The organism is Desulfomicrobium aestuarii, from assembly GCF_055385525.1.
The window spans coordinates 1,220,781-1,240,306 of the sequence record NZ_AP042427.1; the positions used below are offsets into that span (position 1 = coordinate 1,220,781).

A 19,526-nucleotide genomic window follows, 5' to 3' on the forward strand; every position below is an offset into this window, starting at 1 on the left:
ATGGAGGTCTTGCGGCGGTCGGCATTCAAAGTTTGCCTTGAGCTTCAATTAGTTGTATCAATCATAAAACTTCATTCTCACCGTACGTATTACCTCAACACAAGTCAGGAGGAGGCATGTTCCGTTCCCTAGCTTCTGTGCGCACGATGCTCTGCATGAGCGTTCTTCTGGGGTTGACGGTCTTCGGTGGCCTGAGCCGCGCCGAATTGGCCGATCTCGAAGGAACCCAGGGGCATGCCGCCCCCGAAGGGCTCTCGGCCCTGGAAGGGACGGCGGGACACGCCCCGGCCGGGGGGCAGCCCGTCGACGACGGCATCGTCTGCCAGCCCGGCGCGCCCTGCACGGAAGCGGCCACGCAGCAGCCCCTGCGCGTCCTGCCCCGGCCCTTCTCCAACATCTACCGCGAGGCGGCCGCGGACCAGGGGGCGGTGGTCACGGCCAACGTCCCGGCCTTCAAGCCCCTCTTTGTCTTCGACCGCAAGGACCTGGACCTCTCCCGGCCCGCGGAGCCCCAGGGCTGGTACCAGGTAGGGCGCACGCGCACGACGCCCGACGGCTGGATGCAGGCCAAGGACGCGCTCGAATGGCGGCAGGCCCTGCTCGTCTCCTACACCCATCCCGGCAACGAGCTCGAAGGCCGCAGCCCCGTGCTCATGTTCCGCGACCGCACCTCCCTGGAGGCCATCGTCGACGACATGGACATGGCCGGCAAGGCCAAGGCCCTGTACGAGGGCGTCGGCGCCGGCAACATTCCCGAGAGCGTGGTCAGCATGGAGCCCAAGCGCTTCGTCGACATCACCAAGCAGTTCTACGTCCTGCCCATCCTGCAGTGGTCCCAGACCCAGATCGGCGGCGACGACGTGCGCCTCCTGCAGGTGGCTGCGGCCGTGCCCGGCGCCCGCGGGGCCGACACGGTCGGCAACGCCGACTACCTGGAGCAGGCCCAGGTGGGCCGAGACGCCGGCGGCGCGGTCATGCGCGACGTCAAGACCGACATCGTCTTCGTCATCGACACCAGCCGCAGCATGCAGCCCTTCATCGACATGACCCGCGAGGCCGTGTCGCAGATGAGTAAGCAGTTCAGCGCCGAGACGGCCGACCGCTTCCGTTTCGGCCTGGTGGTCTACCGCGACTCCCTGGAGGTCGCCCCGCAGCTGGAGTACGTGACCCGCAACCTGACGCCCGAGCTCGTCAGCGCCGACCAGCTGGTCGGGCTGCTGGAGAAGGACGGAGGCGCCACGGCCGTGGGCAGCGTGGACTACGCCGAGGAGGCCTTCGCCGGCGTGGACGCGGCCCTGCACTCCAAATGGCGCGAAGGGGCTCTGCGCTTCGTCATCCTGCTGGGCGACGCCAGCTCCCACCCCAAGGGGCACAAGCAGAACACCACGGGCAAGGACGAGACGGACCTGCGCCGCGAGTACGACGACGCCCAGGTCCACCTCTTCGCCATCCATCTGCAGGACCCCCGGGCCAAGGAGGACCACCCGCGCGCCCTGGCCCAGTTCAGCCACCTGGCGCGGGTGCGCGGCGACGAGTCCAGTTCGGCCATCAGGGAGGTCAACGCCTTCGACGAGAACGAGTACCGCGCCCTGGCCGAGCACCTTACGGGCCGCATCAACACCCTGCTGAGCCAGACCATGGGCGGGCCGGCGCAGAACGCCGCGGCGCCCCTGGCCGAGTTCGACAAGCTCTGGGAGGCCGCCCTCATCGAGTACGTCGGCAAGGACGCCAACCCGCCCAAGGACATCGTGGCCTGGACCCTGGACCGCGACCTCATCAACCCGGCCGACAAGGCCCTCGACGTGCGCGTACTGGTCACGCGCGAGCAGCTCTCGTCCCTGTCCCAGACCCTGGACCAGGTGGTGCAGGCCGTCATGCGCGCCGAAGTCACCCAGGGCCAGTTCTTCGAGGCCCTGCAGGGCGTGGCCGGACAGGCCATGAAGCGGCCCGAGGACCTCGGCGGGGCGGTGCGCCTGGCCGACACGGGACTGTTGCCGGCCTTCATCCAGAGCCTGCCCTACAAGAGCGACATCCTGGCCCTGACGGACGACATGTTCGCCAGCATGACGGCCGAGCAGCGCTCGCAGCTGGAGTGGAGCATCCTGGCCAAGCTCGACCAGTACCGGACCATCAACGAGCAGGTCGACGCCTGGTTCCGCGTCAACGAAGCCGACCCCGACCAGGACATGGTGTACCCGCTGCACCTCGACTACCTGCCGTAGGGTTGCCAGTGAGTGCCACCACGGCGCCCATGGTCCGCCTGGAGGGACTGGTCAAGACGCGCAGCCAGGGCGGGAGCGTCTTCGAGCTGCGCGTGCCGTCCTTCGAGGTCGGGCCGGGGCGCATGGTGGCCGTCATCGGCGAGAGCGGCTGCGGCAAGAGCACGCTCCTGGACATCGTGGCCCTGGTCATGGAGCCCACCGGCGTGGATCGCTTCGAGATCGCGGCCGGGCCTGCGGGCCTTCCGGCCGACGCAGCGGCCCTGTGGGCCCGGGGCGACGAGGACGCCCTGGCCGCCCTGCGGCGGGAGCATTTCGGCTACGTTCTGCAGACCGGGGGGCTCCTGCCCTTTCTCAGCGTGCGCCGCAACATCCTCCTTCCCGCGGAGCTGGGCGGCGGGAGCGTCCCCGACGGGCGCCTCGAAGCCCTGGCCGAGGGGATGGGCCTGGCCGGGTGCCTGGACCGCATGCCGTCCTCCCTGTCCATCGGCCAGCGCCAGCGCGCGGCCATCCTGCGCGCCCTGATCCACCGGCCGCGCCTGGTCCTGGCCGACGAGCCCACGGCGGCCGTGGACAAGGGCAGGGCGCGGGCCATCATGGACGACATGCACCGCCTGGCCCGCGAGGAGTCCGTGGCCGTGGTCGTGGTCACCCACGACACGGACCTGGTCCTGGGCAGGGCCGACGCCGCCTACTCCTTTGATCTCGAACACGTCTCCCCGCACATGACCCGCTCCGTCTGCCGGCCCTGCCCGGGAGGCGCCCCGTGACGCCCGCCGGCCCCCTGCGGCGCATCCCCTTCCTGGCGGCGGCCCACCTGCGCCACGAATGGGTGCTGACCCTGTGCCTGGTCACGGCCCTGGCGGCCGTCATCTCGCCGCTGCTGGTCCTGCTGGGCCTCAAGCACGGCACCATCCAGACCCTGCGCGAACGCCTGGTGGAGGACCCGGTCTTCCGCGAGATCCGGCCCACCCAGACCCGGGAGTTCGCGCCCGCCTGGTTCGACGACGTGGCCTCCTGGCCCGGGACAAGCTTCCTGACCCCGACCATCCTGCCGCTGTCCTCGGTCATTTCCGTGGCGCTGCCCGACGGCTCCGCGCTCTTCGACCTCATCCCCACGGCCCCCGGCGACCCGCTGCTGCTGGAGAACGGCGGGGCCGTGCCCGGCGAGGGCGAGGTCGTGCTGACGGCCGAGGCCGCGCGGCGGGCCGGTGTCGCGGCAGGTGGCGAGATCGCGGCCCGCGTGACCCGGTCCCGCGGCGGACGGGGCGAGGCCGTGGAGGCGAGGCTGCGCGTGGCCGCCGTGCTGGACCAGCGGGCCGGCTCCCTGCCGCGGGTCTACGCGCCCCTGCCCTTCGTGCTGGACGTGGAGGCCTACAAGGAGGGCTACGCGGCCCCGGCCCGGGGCTGGGCCGGCGAGACCCCGCAACCCTACCCGAGCTACGACGGCGCCGTGCTCCTGCTGCCCGCGCCGCTGCAGCCCATCGTCCGTTCGGGGCTGGTCATCAACACGGGTTTCGGCCGCATCGCCGAGATCGGGGCCGGCCGCGTGCGCGAACTGACCGGCCTCGCGCCGCCCGAGGGCTTCGCCTGCTACGACCTGCCCGCGCCCGGCGCGCCCGTGACCGCCTCCAGCCTGCGGGCCGTGGACCAGAAGCTGCGCGGCCATTCGCGCGTGCTGCTGCCGTACGTGCGGGACATGGTCCTGCGCGCCGGCGCCCGCGAGCTGCGCCCAGTGGGCCTGTCCCTGGACGCGTCCCAGGCGGCCCTGCTGGGCCTGGAGCCGACGCCCTGGCCGGGGTTCGGCGGCCGCCTGCCCGAGGGCGGGGCCCTGGTGGGATGCCTGTGGCCGGCCGCCGACGGCCTCGCCCCGGGGGCCACCGTCGACGTGCGCGCCCCGGGCCAGGCCGAGGTTTCCTTTTTCCTGCGCGTGGCCGGTTCCATCGACCTGGACCGGCCCGTGGTGCCGGCGGAGCTCATGGGCGTGCTGCGCACGGCCGCCCAGCGCGCCGTGGCCTTCGACCGGCAGGCGGCGTCCTTCCGCATGGCCCGCGGCGGGTACCGGGGCTTCCGCCTCTACGCCGCAAGCATCGACGACGTGCCCGGCCTGTACCGCAGGCTGAAGGAGCAGGGCGTTGAGGTCGCGGCCGAGGTCGAGGCCATCGAGCGCATCCGCGTCCTGGACCACGGGCTCTCGCGCCTCTTCTGGCTCATCGCCACCCTAGGCCTCTTCGGCGGCACGGGGGTGCTGGTGGCCAGCCTCTACGCGGCCGTGGAGCGACGCCGCCGTGACCTGGGGGTGCTCCGGCTCCTGGGCTTCGCGCGGCGGCACGTCTTCTTTTTCCCCATGGCGCAGGGCCTCATCATCTCGGTCCTGGGGCTTGCGGCCGGCTTCGGCGGCTACGCCGTGCTGGCCGGGGCCATCGACCGCGCCTTCGCCATGGACCTCGCCCCGGGGGAGGCCTTCTGCACCCTGCCGGGCGCCTACGTCCCCCTGTTCTGTCTCTCAACCCTCGCCCTGGCGTCCCTGGCCTCCCTGGTGGCCGCCTGGCGGGCAACGTGCATCGATCCTGCGGAGGTCATTCGTGAACAGTGACGGTTTGTGGAGGCGGCGGCTGGCCGCGATGTTTCTTTTCCTGACGGCGACCCTGGCCGCGGCGATGCCTGCGGCGTCCGAAGGGCCCGCCCCGACGCCGTACAACCCCAAGCCCGCCGAAGGGGACCTGGTCCTGCCCATGCCGGGCGACGCGGAGATGGTTTTCCGGCGGGTGCAGGTCCCGGGCAAGGGCTTCTGGGGCGACCAGAGCCGCATCATCCAGATCGGCGACGCCTCGGGCGGCATCTTCGAGGGCCTGCAACGGACCCAGATCAGCGGTTCCTTCCCGGCGGGGAAGTCCGAGGCCTGGGAGATCGTGCTGGCCAAGTACGAGCTGACCCGCGGGCAGTTCGCGGCGGTCATGGGCATGGACGCGCTGCTGGCGGCCAGCGCCGACCCCGAGGACCAGAAGCTGCCGACCCTGCAGGGCCGCGCCCAGCGCGACGCCCTGATGAAACCCCTGGCCTACGTGGGGCACGGCGACGTGGTGGAGTTCATCCGCCGCTACAACCTGTGGCTCTTCGACCCGGCCCACCCCGAGCGCGTGGCCAACATGCCCAAGGTCGAGACGGTGCCGGGCTTCGTGCGCCTGCCCACGGAGGACGAGTGGGAGTACTGCGCGCGCGGCGGCCTTGAAGCCATGCAGGCCGGCACCTTCGACGACAGGCTGCCCTTCGCGGCCGCCAAGGCCGACGAGTTTGCCTGGCACCTGGGCAACGCCAAGCACCAGCTGCGTCCCGTGGGCCTGCGCCAGCCCGACGCCCACGGCTTCCACGACCTGTTCGGCAACGCCCAGGAGATGACCTCGGGGCTGTTCCGGCCCGAGGTCTGGCAGGGCAAGCCCGGAGGCGTGGCCGTGCGCGGCGGCAGCGTGTCCACGCCGGCCGCGGACCTGCGCAGTTCCCTGCGGGCCGAGCTCGACGTGTACGGCTGGAACGCCGACGCCAAGCGGGTGGAGGAGCGCAAGTCCTTCAACACCGGCGCGCGGCTGGCCATCGGGGCCAACGTCGTCGTCGGCACGGCCCAGCGCGGCGCCATCGAGAAGGAATACGAGGCCTACAAGGCCGACCTGCGCAAGACCATGCCCGTGGGCCGCACCCTGGACAACCTGGTCAGCCAGGCCTCGGTCCAGATCGGCGCGGCCGACCCCATCATCGAGCGCCTCATCAAGGACAACCCGGCCCTGAAGGAGTCTCTGGGCGCGGTGCAGTCCACCCTGGACAAGGCCAGGGAGCGCCTGGAGCTGGCCCAGCGCGAGAGCGCGCGCAGCCTGGCCCAGGACGCGGCCCGCAACGGGGTCAACCTGTCGGTCTACCTGTCGCGGCTCACGCGGCTGACGGAAACCCTGAAGCTGGCCAAGGAGCTTGCTGAGACCTCGACGCGCTACCAGGAGCAGGTCGCGGCCGTGGAGAAGTCCATGGGCGAGCTGGAAACAGCGCTGCGGGAACAGCTGGACGGCTACAAGGGCAAGATCGGGACGCTGGGCGACTACGAGAAGGGCTACATCGATTTCGCCTTCACGGAGCTCGAAGCCAAAGAGATGACCAAGCGCGAGCGCCTGGTCATGAAGCTCCTCAAGGGGCATGTCCAAAGCTTCGCGGAGCAGCGCCGGGCCGACTCCGAACTCTGGCTGGAGGATTTCCGCAAGGGCTTTGCCGAATTTTCAGATTCATGAAACCAACTATTTCAGGAGGCTGTATGAAGAAGATCGTGAATGTGCTTGTCGTTGCGCTTTTGGTCTGCGCTCTGCTGCCCGGCTGCGCGACCATGTCCGACCAGACGCGGACCAAGGCCGAAGGCGCTGGAGTCGGGGCCGTTCTGGGCGGACTGCTCGGCTATGCCGTGGGCGGGGAAAAGGGGGCGGCCATCGGAGCGGCGGTAGGCGCCGGTGCGGGCTTCCTCGTGGGCAACGAAATCGCCAAGCGCAAGCAGGCCTACGCAAGCACCGAGGACTTTCTCGACGCCGAGATCGCCAACACGCAGGAGTACAACAAGACCGCCATCGCCTACAACGCGCAGCTCTCCAAAGACGTCGCCCAGCTGGAGACGGAGTCCACGGCCCTGCGCGCCAAGTACGACAAGGGCCAGGTCGACAAGAAGGCCCTGGCCGCAAAGAGCGACAGCCTGCAGAAGAAGATCGACGACAGCAAGAAGCTCGAAGACACGCTGGCCAAGGAGCTCGAGGTGCAGACGGCCATTCTTGAGGATGAGAAGAAGACTCGGCCTGCCGACGACCAGTACATCGTCCGTCTGGAGAAGGAAGTCGCCGCGCTGCAGAAGAATCTGGACACGCTCCGCGACGGCAGTACCCAGCTGGCCAAGATCGATCAGAGGCTGTCCGTATGAGGGCGCGCACAGTTCTTCTTTCCCTTGTGGCGGCCGGTCTGCTCTGGGGCTGCGGAGGCCAGCACGACCCTCGTTCGGGCGGCTTTTTCGGCGGCGTGGCCGGTCTGGGCGGCGGGAGCTACGACAACCGGGTCAAGGAGCGTGAGGCCAGGCTTGAGCAGCTCAGGGCCACCCAGGCCCAGCTTGACGCCGAAAAGGGCCAGCTGGAGACGCAGAAGAGCGCGGCCCAGGCCCGGGTCGGCCAGGACCAGGCCAAGGTGGACGCCATGCAGGCCGACATCGCGGCCCTGGAGAAGAAGACCAGGACGCTGTCCTCGCAGCAGGGCGCGGACCAGAAGCGCGTGGCCGAGCTGCAGAAGCGCCTGGACGGCCTCAAGACGGGCATGCAGAAGCAGGAGTCGTCCCTCGACGCCCTTGAAGGCAGCGGCCTCGGCGACGCCGAGGTCGACCTGAAGCGCCAGCAGCTCGAAAAGCAGCGCGATGCCCTGCGCAAGGAGTACGACCTGCTCATGAAGATGCAGATGGAGCTGGCCCAGTGAGGATTGCTCCGGCGCTGGCCGTCTTTGTGGTCGTGCTGGCGTCTGCGCAGTGTCTGCACGCCGCGCCTCTGGAGGCCATCCGGGACATCCTGCGGCGTCACCTGCTGGACCCGCCCGACGAGGCGACCCTGGCCGGGCTGTCCGAGGACGATCTGCAGGGCCGGTTGCGGGACATCGACCCGTATGCCCGCATCATTTCGGGCGGCGAGTACCGCACCCCCCTGGGTGCAGCGGATTCCTGGATCGGCATCGGCGCCGGTCTGGCCATGCGCGCAGGGGGCCCGGTGCTCCACGTGTACAGGGGCGGCGGGGCGGAGCGGGCCGGAGTTCCGGACCGCGTCCGCCTGCTGGAAATCGACGGCGCATCGGTTCGGGGTCAGGACGCGGAGACCATCGCCTCCGGGCTCAGGGGCGAGGCCGGGTCCACGGTACGGTTGCGCGTGGCGCTGCCGGGCGGGGGGGAGAAGTCCTTCACGGTCCGCCGGGAGGCCTTCTCGCCGCTGGACGTGGAGCTGGTCCCGCCGGGCAACCAACGCGTGGTGCGCGTCCGGGATTTCGCCGGCGGGCTGACCCGTCCGGCCATGCGGGCCACGCTGGATTTTCTGGCCCGTACAACAGCCTCGGACCCGTCGGCCCCGCTGATCATCGACCTGCGCGACGCGCCCGGCGGCGATCTCTACGAAGCCTTCGATCTGGCCGGGCTTTTCCTTCCGGCCGGGACGCTCCTGGGCACCATCAGGGGACGGGACGGGTATGCCCTTGAGATACGCGCGCCGGGCGGGGACAAGTACTCCATGCCCCTCACGCTGCTGATCGGGCCGGAAACGGCCAGTTCCGCGGAAATCTTCGCCGGCATCCTGCGTCAGCACGAGCGGGCCAGGCTCGTGGGGCAGACCACCTACGGAAAATGTTCGTCCCAGACGGACGCCCGGCTTTCGGACGGCTCCGTGCTGCGCTACACGAACAGGGAGGTGCTGTTCCCCAGCGGCGATACCTGCACCGGCACGGGCCTCACCCCGGATCTGGCCGTGGGCGACGACGAACTGGACATGCTGCAGCGGCTGGTGGAACGGGCGCGAGCATTGTCTCCGTAGACGCGGCGGGCCCGTTCCGGGCTGGCCGGGGCGATGAAACGTATGCCGCCGCGATGCCGTGAGCGGCGCCACGAATTCATGAATCCTCTTTCGGACTGGTGAAGTCGGCGTTCAAACGCATGGGGGTATGGACATGAGGCGCGTGATGATTGGGGCGGGATTGCGGTTTTTCGTGCTTTTCGGCCTTCTCGTGCTCGCATCGGCGACGTCGGCCCAGACCTTTGTCGACCCCGAAGTGATCGAAGCCGCGTACGCCGTGGCCAACTTCAAGTCCACACCCCGGCAGGAAGCCCTTGTTTTCATGCACAACAAGGACCTCAATCTGCTGGCCCTTCAGGGCAAGATCCCCCCGGAAGTCTATCAGCGAAACCAGAGTTTTTTCGAGATGGTCAACAAGGGTTTCGTCAAGGACGCGGCTGCCAAGTCCGGCCTCGTGGCCAAAACCCAGACGCCGAAACCGGGATCGGGAGACACGTTCAACCCCGGCACGGACACGGACATCATCGTCGAGAAAAAGCCCGGAGCGCCGGACATCACGGAAAAACAGATTCTGGATACCGAGAAAGCCTATCAGGACAAGGTGCGCGAATATCTGCAAAACAGCGGGGTCGATCCGCCGGACGGCAAAATCAACACCGACACGGACTTCATGCCGCATCCGGACCACACATCGGCGGAGGAATTCACCAAAATCAACGAAGGGATCAATAAGCGCGGCGGAACGGCCTATGAGAACCCCGACGCGGCAAGGGTCGAGGCCAAGACGCGTTCGAAGAGCGAGCTCAGCATTGAACAGACTGGGGCCTATGTGACCGAGATGCAGAATCTGGCCAATCACAAGATCGCGGATGCCGCCCGCATCGAGGCCGAGGCCGCCGCCATTCGGAACACCAACCCGGCCAGGGCGCAGAAGCTCGACGCCGAGGCCCAGCTGTTGCGTTCCCAGGCGAGCAAATACATCGATCGCATCGACAATGTCACGGGTCTCATCACGAAGCAGAACGGGCTGCCGCAGGGCATGCCCAAGCCCAACGACAGCCTGACCGAGGCCGGCGCCATGATCGGCAAGGGCCGCGGGACCGCGTCCAAGGCGGGTGCGGACGTCATCGGCGATGTCGGCACCCTGGCCGTCAACCGCGGCGTCAAGGACTACGCCGAAACGCTCTCCAGACTGGCCGCCAAGGAACCCGGGATGGCCGCCGCGGCGCAGAAGCAGATCGCCGAGCAGATCAAGCACATGAGCCCGGAGATGCGCGAACAGTTCGTCAACAAGGCCAAGGATGCGTACACCAAGTCCGGCGGGCTCGATCCCGAGGGGTTCGACAAGGGGCTGAAGCGCACGGTTGCAACGACCGCCAAGGACTATCAGGCCAAGCATCCGACGGGCAGTCACGACGGCCCCGCCAAGCCGGGCACGCCTGACACGCCGACCAAACCGGGCACTCCTGACACGCCGACCAAACCGGGCACCCCGGATACGCCGACCAAGCCTGGCACTCCGGATACGCCGAGCAAGCCTGGGACTTCGGATGCACCGACCAAGCCTGGTATTCCGGATGCACCGACCAAGCCGGGCACCCCGGATAAGCCGACCAAGCCTGGCACTCCGGATGCACCGACCAAGCCTGGGACTCCGGATGCACCGACCAAGCCAGGTATTCCGGATGCACCGACCAAACCGGGCACTCTGGACGCGCCGACCAAGCCGGGCACGCCGGACACGCCGACCAGGCCAGGCACTCCTGACGCGCCGAACAAGCCGGTCAAACCGGGCGCCCCGGACGTGCCCGGCACCGGGGCCAAGGTCGTCAACACCGTGGGCACGATCATGACCATCGCCGACATCGGCAACGCCTGCGACACCATCGAGAAATACATCGCCGGGGAGATCAGCGGCAAGGAGGCGGCCGAGACTCTGGTCGACTCAACCCTGACCCTGGGCCTCATCGGCGCCGCCAAGAAGACCGCGGCGAGCGCCCAGACCTACTGGGAGATGAACAAGACCATCCATCAGGCCAACAAGATGAATGTCGTCAGCTACTTCACCCAGTGGGAAATCCAGCTGCGCAAGGCCGGCATGTCGGCCGAGGAGGCCAGGCGCCTGGTGGGGCAGGCCATGCTCAGCGGAGACACCGGCCGGCTCAAGGCCGAGGCCGACCGTCTGCGTGGGGAAGGCAAGGAATTCACCGTGCCCACCCTGGTCGTCGACAGGATCGAGTACGGCCTGACGGATTACGGCAAGGAGGTCCTCGAACAGTCGTGGGAAACCGGCAAAGGCATCGTCGTGGGGGCCTATACCGGCATCAAGTACATCGTTCTGGCGCCGTCCCACATCGTCGAGTCCTGGGCCCAGGGTGAGCTGGCCGAGGCGGAGCTGGAGCTCAAGAGCGCCGAGCAGGAGGCCTGGATGAAGAGCAAGCTGTTTCAGCGCCTGCTCAAGGCCGGGGTGCCGCCGCGCGAGGCCCTGAGAAAGATCAACGACTTCTTCAGCGGCGCCGACATGCAGTCCCTGCGCGACCTGATGAAAAAACTCCGGCCCGGCAACAAGGGCTACCTGACCTCGCGCCACCAGCAGAGCGACTGGTACTGCACCAACCGGCCCGTCATCGACGCGCCGGTAGCCCTGCCACCGATCATTTCCGCCGAGGAGAAGAAGCCATGAACGCGTCCGGACTCGCCACGACTCGTCCCCTGCACCCCTGGAGTCTCCCGGCGGCATTGGGTTCTCTGGCGTTGCTGGTTCTCGTTGCGGTCATGGCCGTGCCGTCTGCGGCGGCCGGTCCGCAGGCCGTTCAGGTCACGAGGAAGGGGGGCGAGGCCCTGCCGGGCGTGACCGTCACCCTCGGCGGCCGCCACGCGGTCACCGGCCCCGAGGGCGTGGCCGTCTTCGACGGGCTGGCGGCGGGGCGGCACGATCTTGTCGTGGCGCATCCGGGCTTCGACCGGCTGTCCCGAAAGGTGGACATCCCGGCCGGGGCCCGTCAGCCCCTGCCTCTGACGCTCGTCCCTGCGCAAGCGACGGTCTGGGTCGCCCGTGTCGTGGTCGACGGGCTGGACCAGCCCGTGGCCGGGGCCAGGGCTCGCCTGGTCCCGGTGTCCGTCAACGCGTCCCTGGTCGGCCCGGTGGACATGGTCAGCGACTGGGACGGGTGGCTGCGCGCCACGGACCTGCCCCCGGGCCGCTATGTCCTGGAGGCCGGCGCAACGGGCTTCGACCCTGTGCGTCGGGAAATCCAGGTCGCGGGAGGGCAGGCCGTGGCCGACCCGAAGGTCGACGGCGTGGCCCTGGACCTCTGTCGCGACTGGGCCAGCGACTGCGGCAAGCCCGCAGCTGACGCCTGGTGCCAGGCCAACGGGTTCCTGGCCTCGTCCGCCCATGAGGTCGCCCACGACTCGCCGCCGACGAAGGTCATCGGCTCCGGCCAGATCTGCGAGGACCCGGGGTGCGACCGCATCGTGTCCGTGACCTGCGTGGGCCGGGCCGGGGACAACCGCATCGCCCTGCGTCGGCAGTCGACGCCGGTCAGGGTCGCCGTCCAAGTCCAGGACGCTTCCGGCCGCCCCCTGGCCAAGGCCAGGGTGACCCTGGCTGAAGTCTGGCCCGACGGCGTGGTGGCAGAGGGCGCGACAGACGCCCGGGGCATGGCGGTCTTCGACAAGGTCTCAACGGGCGCGGTCAACAGGCCCGACGACACGGGGCGCCTGGCCGTCTGCCGCCGGGCCCTGACGGTGCGGGCCGAGGCCGAAGGCTTCGTCCCGGCGTCGGCCCGGGCCCTGCTCGAGACGGACCAGACCGAGGTCAGGCTCAGCCTCGCCCCGGCAGTCGGCGTGCGCCAGGGAGAGCCCAACCCCGCCCAGCCCGGGGTTCTGACCCCGGGCGTGCCCGTGACCCTGGCCATCGCCACGGTCGGGCAGCGTCACATTTTCAGCCTTCGCCTGACGGAACCGGCCTTGCTGCGCCTGGCCGTGGCCGAAGGCGCCCCCATCGAAACCCACCTGCGCCTGCTGGACCAGCAGGGCAAGCTCATCCAGGAGCGCGGCGTCCACGCCGGCCTGGCCAACGGGTTCGACGCGGCGTTGCCTGCCGGGAGCTACAGCGTCGAAATCCTGGAATGGGGGGAGAACGCCGCCTCGCCGGACCCCCTGACCCTGACGGCCACCCTCGACGCGGGCGTGGACCCCCTGGAGCCCAATGACAGCGACGAGGCGGCCTCCGTCCTGCGGCCGGGCGAGATGCCCGCCGGCCGCATCTGGCCCCGGGGGGACCGCGACGTGTACCGCCTCGACGTCGAGCGTCCCGGCTTCCTGCGGGTCCGCGACCAGGGGCACCCCATGGAGCGGCATGTCATCGTCCGCGACGCCGCAGGGACGCAGCTCGTCGAGGTCGGCGCGCACAGCGGCACGCCCCTGGATCTGACAGTGCAGGTCCAGCCCGGCCGGTACGCCATCGAGGTCCGGGAGTGGGGGATGAACGGCGAGTCACTGGCCCCTTACAGGATGCTGGTGGACACGCTGCCCGACGACGGCTTGGACGACCCTGCGCCCGCCCAGGGCATGAAGGCCGTACGCGAACTCAAGCCCGGATCCCTGGCCGGTTCCACGCTGCTGCCCGTCGGGGACGTCGACGTGTACCGCATGGCCGTGCCCGGGGCCGGACGCCTGCACCTGCGAAGCGTCGGCAGCATGGAGCGGCACGTGCAGCTTTTCGGGCCCGACGGGGCCATGCTCGCCGAGGTCGGCAGCCACTCGGGGAACGCGGGCGAACTGGAGTGGTTCGTCCCGGGCCCCGGCACGTTCTTCGTCGCCCTGCGCGAATGGGGCGACAACGCCTGGTCCGCCGACGCCTACACCCTGTCCGCCTGGCTCGAACCGGCGGACATGCTCGATTTCGCGTCCCGCAACGACGACCTGGCCGGGGCCCTGCCCTTGACGCCGGGCGAAACCGTCCACGGCAGCTACCTGCCCATGGGCGATCACGACGTCTTCGCCGTGGACGTCGATTTTCCCGGCAACCTGCGCGTGGATGTGCAGTCGGCCATGGAAACCCATGTGCGAGTCCTCGACGCGGCCGGGACGCTGATCGTCGAACAGGGGGTGCACGGCGGACAGGCGGCCGCCCTGTCCCCGCCCGTCCAGGCCGGGAAATACCACGTCATGGTCGGGGAGTGGGGCGACAACGCCGCCTCGTCCATGCCGTACGCCCTCACGGTCAACCTGGACCGCGCCGAGCCGGCCGAGACGTCCCCCCTGGCCGAGGACCCGCCGCGTCCCCTCAAGGACGGGGAGGCCCAGTCCTTCAGCATCGATCAGGTCGGCGACCGGGACCGCTTCCTGTTCGAGACGCCCCAGGCCGGGGAGGTCACCGTCAGCGTCGCCTCGCCCCTGGAGACGCTGCTGCGGGTTTACGACCACGGCAGCGGCCAGCTTCTCAAGGAGGTCGGGCTGCACGCCCCGGCGAGGTTCAGGGAGGTTTTGCCCGTGACCGCGGCGACCACGCTGCGCCTTGAGCTGAGCGAATGGGGCGACAACGCCGCAAGCCTCGAGCCGGGGTTCGTCATGGTCGATTCCAAAGGGCGGGGCATCGCGGCGGACAAGGTCACGGCCGAGACCGACCCTGCCCAGCCCAGGCGGGTCGGCTTGCGTCGGGATCGTCTTGATTACGCCGACCAGCCCGGGGAGTGCATGGTGGACCTCGCCGGCGACGGCAAGAACGTCGTGCGCCTGCCCGGCGGCACCCCTGCCCGGGGTGAATTCCCTGCCCAGGGCGTCTTCAGGGTCCAGGCCGTGTGCACCGGCCCGGACGGTCAGAAATCCCGCCAGTCCTTCTGGGTCCAGGCCGTGGGCCAGCAGGACCGGGCCGGCATCCTCGTGACCATGAACAACCTGTCCGAGGATCAGGTTGTGGAAGGGCCCTTCACGCCCCAGGCCCAGGTCGTCAGCTTCGACGGCACGGGCATCCGCAAGGTGGATTTCTTCCTCGACGGCAAGCCACTCGGCACCGACTTCCAGGCGCCCTTCGAGGCGGCGCTGAACTGGCCGGACATGGCCGCGGGCAGGCACGTGCTGGCCGTGTCGGCCGTGGACGACGCCGGGACCAAGGCCGGTCTGGAGCGGGCCTTCAGCGTCTCCGAATACTTCGGGCTCAACCCGCCCGACGGCACGACCTTCACGGGAGAGCACGTCGCGGTCAGCTGGCAGGCGCCGCAGTTCGGCCCGTCCGTGGTCCGCTTCCGCCCCCGGGGCGGGGGCGACTGGAAGGAGGTCACGGGCGAATCCGCCAAACGCAGGGTGGTCCGGCTGCCGGGTCTCGAGACCGGGGTGACCTACGAATTCCAGCCCATGGGCGCAAAGCTGCCCGGCCCCGTGCGCACCGTGACCCGGGTCAAGGGCCTGGCCTTCGGCCGGCCGAGCTACGCCGCCAACATCCAGCGCGACTACGACCAGCGTGTCGGGGTCAGCGTGCGCAACAACGGCGAGGGCCCCCTCATGGTCCGACTGGAGAGCGGCCAACCGGCCGACCCGGCCATGCTGGCCAGCTTCGTGGGCACGGGGTCCGAGGACAAGCCCTTCGCCCTGGCCCCGGGCGAGGAGCGGGAGTTCCAGTTCGCCATCAGCGCCCAGAACGTGAACACGGCCGAACACCGCATCCCCATCCGCATCGTCTCGGACACGGGCCTGTCCGACGAGAGCGAGATCCTCGTCAACGTCCGTCTGCCCCACGTGGAGATGCAGTGGGCCGACATGGGCCCGTCGGCCGGGAACATGGGGCGCGTCCTGCGCCTGACCAACGTCGGCGACGCCATCACCGACCTGTCCGTGATCCCGGCCGACGCCCACGCCGTGGTTCTCTCGCCCACCGTGCGCCACGGCCTGTTCCCGCGCGGCGCGACCATGGATTTCATCGTCACGCCCCGCTACCACGAAGGGTTCCGCGGGGTGAAGACCACGCTCCGGGCCTTCGGCCTGGAGAAGCGCTTCGACCATCCCTTCGAGGTGCAGCTCGCCCCGGGCGAGTCCATGCACCGCGTGCTGCTGATGCCGGGCGTGGACCCGCACAGCGCCGAGGCCGCGGACATGGAAAAGACCGTCCTGGCCGGCGCGGACAAGGCCCGGGCCGTGGACCTGGACAGCCTGGACTGGTCCGCGGCCCAGGCGTCGGACATGACGGGCAAGGGCCGCCCCGACCGCTGGGTCCTGCTGGCCGACGGCATCGAGTGGGTCGGCACGGACGGCGACGGGGATGGGGTCGTCGACCACGTCTACGCCGACGCGGGGCCCGACGGGGTCAGCGAGTTCGCGGCCCTGCGCGTCGACAAGGGCTGGCGCGAGACCAACGTGGTCGAGGCCTGGCTGGAGATGAGCTTCGCCCTGCGCGGCAGTCGGGACAGCTACAAGACCCACGACGTGGAGGTCCTGCTGAACGGCGTGGTCCTGGGCATCCTCAAGGACATGCTGCCCGAGGGCAACTTCAGCTTCCGCATCCCGCCGGGGGCCTTGCGCTTCGACAGTTCGGGGCTGCCGGGAGACAATCGTGTGGGCCTGCGCACCACCCATCTGCGCGGCGGCCACTACGCCGTCAACAGCGACTTCCGCTTCAAGTTCCGCCTGACGGCCACCCCGGTCTGGACCGCGGCCGCGTCGGCCGACGAGGCCCTGGACAAGGCCGTGGCCGTCAGCGGCGTGTCCCTGACCGCCCCGGACCTGAGCCTGTCCTCGTCCCAGCTGGCCATCGGCGGGCCCGAGGCGCCGAGCGCCGGCGACGAGATGCGCGTCGACTTCCCCATCCGCAACTTCGGCGCGGCCGCTGCCTCGAACGTGGTCGTGGCCCTGCAGCGCATCCTGCCCGGCGGCAACCGCGAGGAGGTCGGGCGCACGGTGATCGGGGTCGTGGACGTGGACCAGCCCGCCACGGGCTCCGTGACCTGGAAGATCCGCGGCGGGCTGAACAACCTGGCCCTGGTCGCGGACCCGGACAAGGCCCTTGAAGACCCCGACACGGCCAACAACGAGGCCCTCTTCATGCTCACGGCCGCGGGCGACGACACTCCTCCGACCCTGCGCATCGCGCAGCCGGCCCCGGGGGCGGTGCTGAAGACGACAGTGGTCACTCTCGAGTTGAGCGTCGTCGACGATGCCGGCCCCGTGGCCCCCCTGGTCTCCATCGACCGCGGCCTGTGGCGCGAATTGCCCGCCACGCGGGGTGCGGCAAGCGTGCCCCTGCTCCTGCAGCCGGGACGGCACACCCTCGACGTGCGGGTTGTCGACGCCTCCGGAAACGAAGCGGCCCAGTCCCTGGAGGTCACCGTGGAGCGGGCTCTCCCCGAGGCCAGACTGATCGCCCCGGCCGACGGGGCCTCGGTTTCCAATGGCACTGTGACCGTGGACGTGGCCGTGCCCCAGGACGTGGGACTGGTGGCGGCCCGCGCAGCCGGCGGCCCGTGGCACAAGGGCAGCCTGCTGGGCGAAACCGCCCGCATCGAGCTGCCGCTGCGCTTCGGTCCCCAGACCCTGGAGGTCATGGTCGCGGACCGGCACGGTGCGGTGCGAATGCTGGGCGTCCAGATCACGCGCACGACCCAGCCCCAGGCCGGGGAACCGCTGGCCGGTCCGGCCGCCTCGGATCAGGGCCTGCTCTGGCCCGAGGGACACGCATCCCTGGAAATCGATCTCTTCGGGTCCCAAAGCGGCGTGCTGCGGCAGCTTGCCCTGGACCCGGAAGGAGAAGCCAAACGTCTGTGGGACGAGGCCCGCCGCAAGCAGGCGCGCGGCGACTATGCCGGCGCCCTGACTCTGTATCGGGACAGCCTCATGCTCAAGCCTGACCCCCAGACCGATGAGCGCATCCGCAAACTGGAAGTCTATCTGGGTATCAAACGCTTGGGGAAGGGGCCGAAGTAGCGGCGGTTCAGCTGCTGCCGGCCGCAAACCGGAGGGAAATGCGGGGATGGACGGTGACGCGCTCGAAGGCCGTATTTGCGCTGTCGCAGACGCGCAGGAGGGACACATGATGATCGCGTTGGTGCTTTGGGTACTGCTTGCCTGGTTGCCGTCGCCGCAGCCGGCCGCGGCGTCGAGGCCCGTCCACGCCGTCATCACGGGCTGCGTGCGGGGCGGGGTGTTCGTTTCCGAGTACACGGAGTTCGGGACGCATGTCAGTCCGGGTTGCTACCGGATCAGCCTCCTGGTTGAACCGGGCAGCCCCGTGGATCTGCAGCCTTTCGAGGGGCGGCGTGTGTCCGTGACGGGCGAACTCCTGCCCGGCGACGCCTTTCTGGTCGAGGAGGAGAGCCTCGTGGACCGCGGCCCCTGCATCGGCGCTGCAGGTGATTCCGGTGAGTCCGGGTGGATGCCCGGCGACGCTTCGGGTGAGGGCGTGAGTTTCCCGGACCCGCTGGTGGACGGGGTACCCCTGGACTACTGCCTGCAGTGGGGCCGGGATTGCGGCCGCCCGGCCGCCGACGCATGGTGCAGGGCACGGGGTTTCGCGGCGGCCTCGGCCTTCGAGGTTCGCCTGCAGTCCCCGCCCACCCGCGTCCTGGCCACCGGCCAGGTCTGCGACGAGGCGCACTGCGACCGCATGGTTTCCGTGACCTGCATCGGGGGAAATCACCCATGAGAGCCTTCCTTGCCCTGGCCCTGCTGGCCCCGGCCTGCCTCGGGGCCTGCCTCACGGACGCCCTGTACGGGCACCTGCCCAACGCCGTGCGCATGGAACCGGGCGTGCACGCCCTGCAGGGGATGAACGGGCCCTACGACGATTTCAACGCCGTGGCCGGCCCGCCGCCCCTGGCCATGGACGCATTCATCGCCTTCGCCAGCAACGACGCCAGTCGGGGAGGGCATTTTTCCGTAGATGCGGGGCGCATAAGCGTGATCCAGAACCCGTTTCGCGAAGGGCGCCAGGAGCGTCCTCCCGCCCCGGTGATCACTGCCCGGCGTACGGGGCCTTTCGCCTTCGTCCCTGCCCTGCCCGGGAACGTTCGCGGACCGTCGCCCCTGGCGGCCCCGCCGGCCGAGGCCCGGCCTTACGGCACGGACCACGACGGGAAGCCGACCCGCACCCTGACCCTGCTCCGGGAACCCCTGGCATGGAGCGGCGGAGGGACGCTTCCGGCCGGTGGGGCGTGGATGTTCGATTCGGATCACGAGGGGCGCCGCAACCTGTATTTCACGGACGCCTCGGGGCGCATGCGGTCCTTTTTCGGCAACGAGCCCGAGGCCGACGACGCCTATGCGACCTACGATTACGAGCGGCACGAACTCTATTTCTGTTCCAACAGGTCGGGCCGCTACCGGATCTACCGGTACCGCAACACGGGGCGCAGCCTCGATTTCGCGGCCTGGCTCGGCGACGCGGGCCTGGCGCCGCGCATCGAGCCCGTGCCGGAACTGGACGGGCCGGGGCAGACCATGGCCCCCTTCGTCTGTGAGGGTGTCATGTTCTTCGCCTCGGACCGCCCCGGCGGACGCGGCGGCTTCGACCTCTACGCTTCACGGCGGATTGGGTCGGGTTGGGGCGCGCCGCGCAACCTCCAGGATGTCCTGCCCGTCGGCGTGGAAGTGAACACGGCCGGGAACGAGTTCAGGCCGTCGGTCCTGCTGCTGGGGTTCAGGGAGAAACCCGAACTGCGGCTGCTCCTGTTCTCCTCGGACCGGCCGGGGGGACAGGGCGGGTACGATCTCTACCTGACCGCCCTGCCGGCCTCTGCAGGGGCGGACCAGTGATGCGAAA

General features: G+C 69.6%; 11 protein-coding genes. All 11 read left to right on the top strand.

The genetic code is table 11. The features are described from left to right. Positions 1-116: 116 nt before the first annotated feature. The gene (locus tag ACZ5AC_RS05665; RefSeq protein WP_464249982.1) at positions 117-2,222 is read left to right on the top strand and encodes a vWA domain-containing protein; all 2,106 of its coding nucleotides are present in this window, start codon (positions 117-119) and stop codon (positions 2,220-2,222) included. Between the two features lie 8 nt (positions 2,223-2,230). Then, positions 2,231-2,989 carry an ABC transporter ATP-binding protein gene (locus tag ACZ5AC_RS05670; protein ID WP_464249983.1) on the top strand — a complete coding sequence of 253 codons (759 nt, stop codon included), beginning with the start codon at positions 2,231-2,233 and terminating at the stop codon, positions 2,987-2,989. Then, positions 2,986-4,815 carry an ABC transporter permease gene (locus ACZ5AC_RS05675; RefSeq protein WP_464249984.1) on the top strand — a complete coding sequence of 610 codons (1,830 nt, stop codon included), beginning with the start codon at positions 2,986-2,988 and terminating at the stop codon, positions 4,813-4,815. Before ACZ5AC_RS05670 ends, ACZ5AC_RS05675 begins: the two co-directional genes overlap by 4 nt. Beyond that, on the top strand, positions 4,805-6,490 hold the full coding sequence (locus tag ACZ5AC_RS05680; RefSeq protein WP_464249985.1) for a formylglycine-generating enzyme family protein: 1,686 nt from the start codon (positions 4,805-4,807) through the stop codon (positions 6,488-6,490). Before ACZ5AC_RS05675 ends, ACZ5AC_RS05680 begins: the two co-directional genes overlap by 11 nt. 23 nt (positions 6,491-6,513) lie before the next feature. Next, positions 6,514-7,161, top strand: a complete 648-nt coding sequence (locus ACZ5AC_RS05685) for a glycine zipper domain-containing protein (protein WP_464249986.1) — start codon at positions 6,514-6,516, stop codon at positions 7,159-7,161. Then, entirely contained in the window at positions 7,158-7,700 is a 543-nt protein-coding gene (locus ACZ5AC_RS05690; RefSeq protein WP_464249987.1) for a hypothetical protein, read from the top strand. Before ACZ5AC_RS05685 ends, ACZ5AC_RS05690 begins: the two co-directional genes overlap by 4 nt. Beyond that, positions 7,697-8,794, top strand: coding sequence for a S41 family peptidase (locus ACZ5AC_RS05695; RefSeq protein ID WP_464249988.1), 1,098 nt, complete (start codon positions 7,697-7,699; stop codon positions 8,792-8,794). Before ACZ5AC_RS05690 ends, ACZ5AC_RS05695 begins: the two co-directional genes overlap by 4 nt. 145 nt (positions 8,795-8,939) lie before the next feature. Then, positions 8,940-11,456 carry a hypothetical protein gene (locus ACZ5AC_RS05700; RefSeq protein WP_464249989.1) on the top strand — a complete coding sequence of 839 codons (2,517 nt, stop codon included), beginning with the start codon at positions 8,940-8,942 and terminating at the stop codon, positions 11,454-11,456. Beyond that, positions 11,453-17,692: a carboxypeptidase regulatory-like domain-containing protein gene (locus ACZ5AC_RS05705; RefSeq protein ID WP_464249990.1), complete on the top strand. Its 6,240-nt coding sequence runs from the start codon at positions 11,453-11,455 to the stop codon at positions 17,690-17,692. The genes ACZ5AC_RS05700 and ACZ5AC_RS05705 overlap by 4 nt, the downstream gene beginning before the upstream one ends. A gap of 106 nt (positions 17,693-17,798) precedes the next feature. Continuing rightward, positions 17,799-18,410, top strand: a complete 612-nt coding sequence (locus ACZ5AC_RS05710; protein ID WP_464249991.1) for a hypothetical protein — start codon at positions 17,799-17,801, stop codon at positions 18,408-18,410. Then, complete coding sequence (locus ACZ5AC_RS05715; RefSeq protein WP_464249992.1) at positions 18,407-19,519, top strand: hypothetical protein; 1,113 nt, start codon at positions 18,407-18,409, stop codon at positions 19,517-19,519. The genes ACZ5AC_RS05710 and ACZ5AC_RS05715 overlap by 4 nt, the downstream gene beginning before the upstream one ends. Positions 19,520-19,526 lie beyond the last annotated feature (7 nt).

Coding starts and splice junctions, on each gene's coding strand:
- ACZ5AC_RS05705 (WP_464249990.1), top strand. CDS start 11,453: ATGAACGCGTCCGGACTCGCCACGACTCGTCCCCTGCACCCCTGGAGT.
- ACZ5AC_RS05715 (WP_464249992.1), top strand. CDS start 18,407: ATGAGAGCCTTCCTTGCCCTGGCCCTGCTGGCCCCGGCCTGCCTCGGG.
- ACZ5AC_RS05700 (WP_464249989.1), top strand. CDS start 8,940: ATGATTGGGGCGGGATTGCGGTTTTTCGTGCTTTTCGGCCTTCTCGTG.
- ACZ5AC_RS05690 (WP_464249987.1), top strand. CDS start 7,158: ATGAGGGCGCGCACAGTTCTTCTTTCCCTTGTGGCGGCCGGTCTGCTC.
- ACZ5AC_RS05685 (WP_464249986.1), top strand. CDS start 6,514: ATGAAGAAGATCGTGAATGTGCTTGTCGTTGCGCTTTTGGTCTGCGCT.
- ACZ5AC_RS05665 (WP_464249982.1), top strand. CDS start 117: ATGTTCCGTTCCCTAGCTTCTGTGCGCACGATGCTCTGCATGAGCGTT.
- ACZ5AC_RS05710 (WP_464249991.1), top strand. CDS start 17,799: ATGATGATCGCGTTGGTGCTTTGGGTACTGCTTGCCTGGTTGCCGTCG.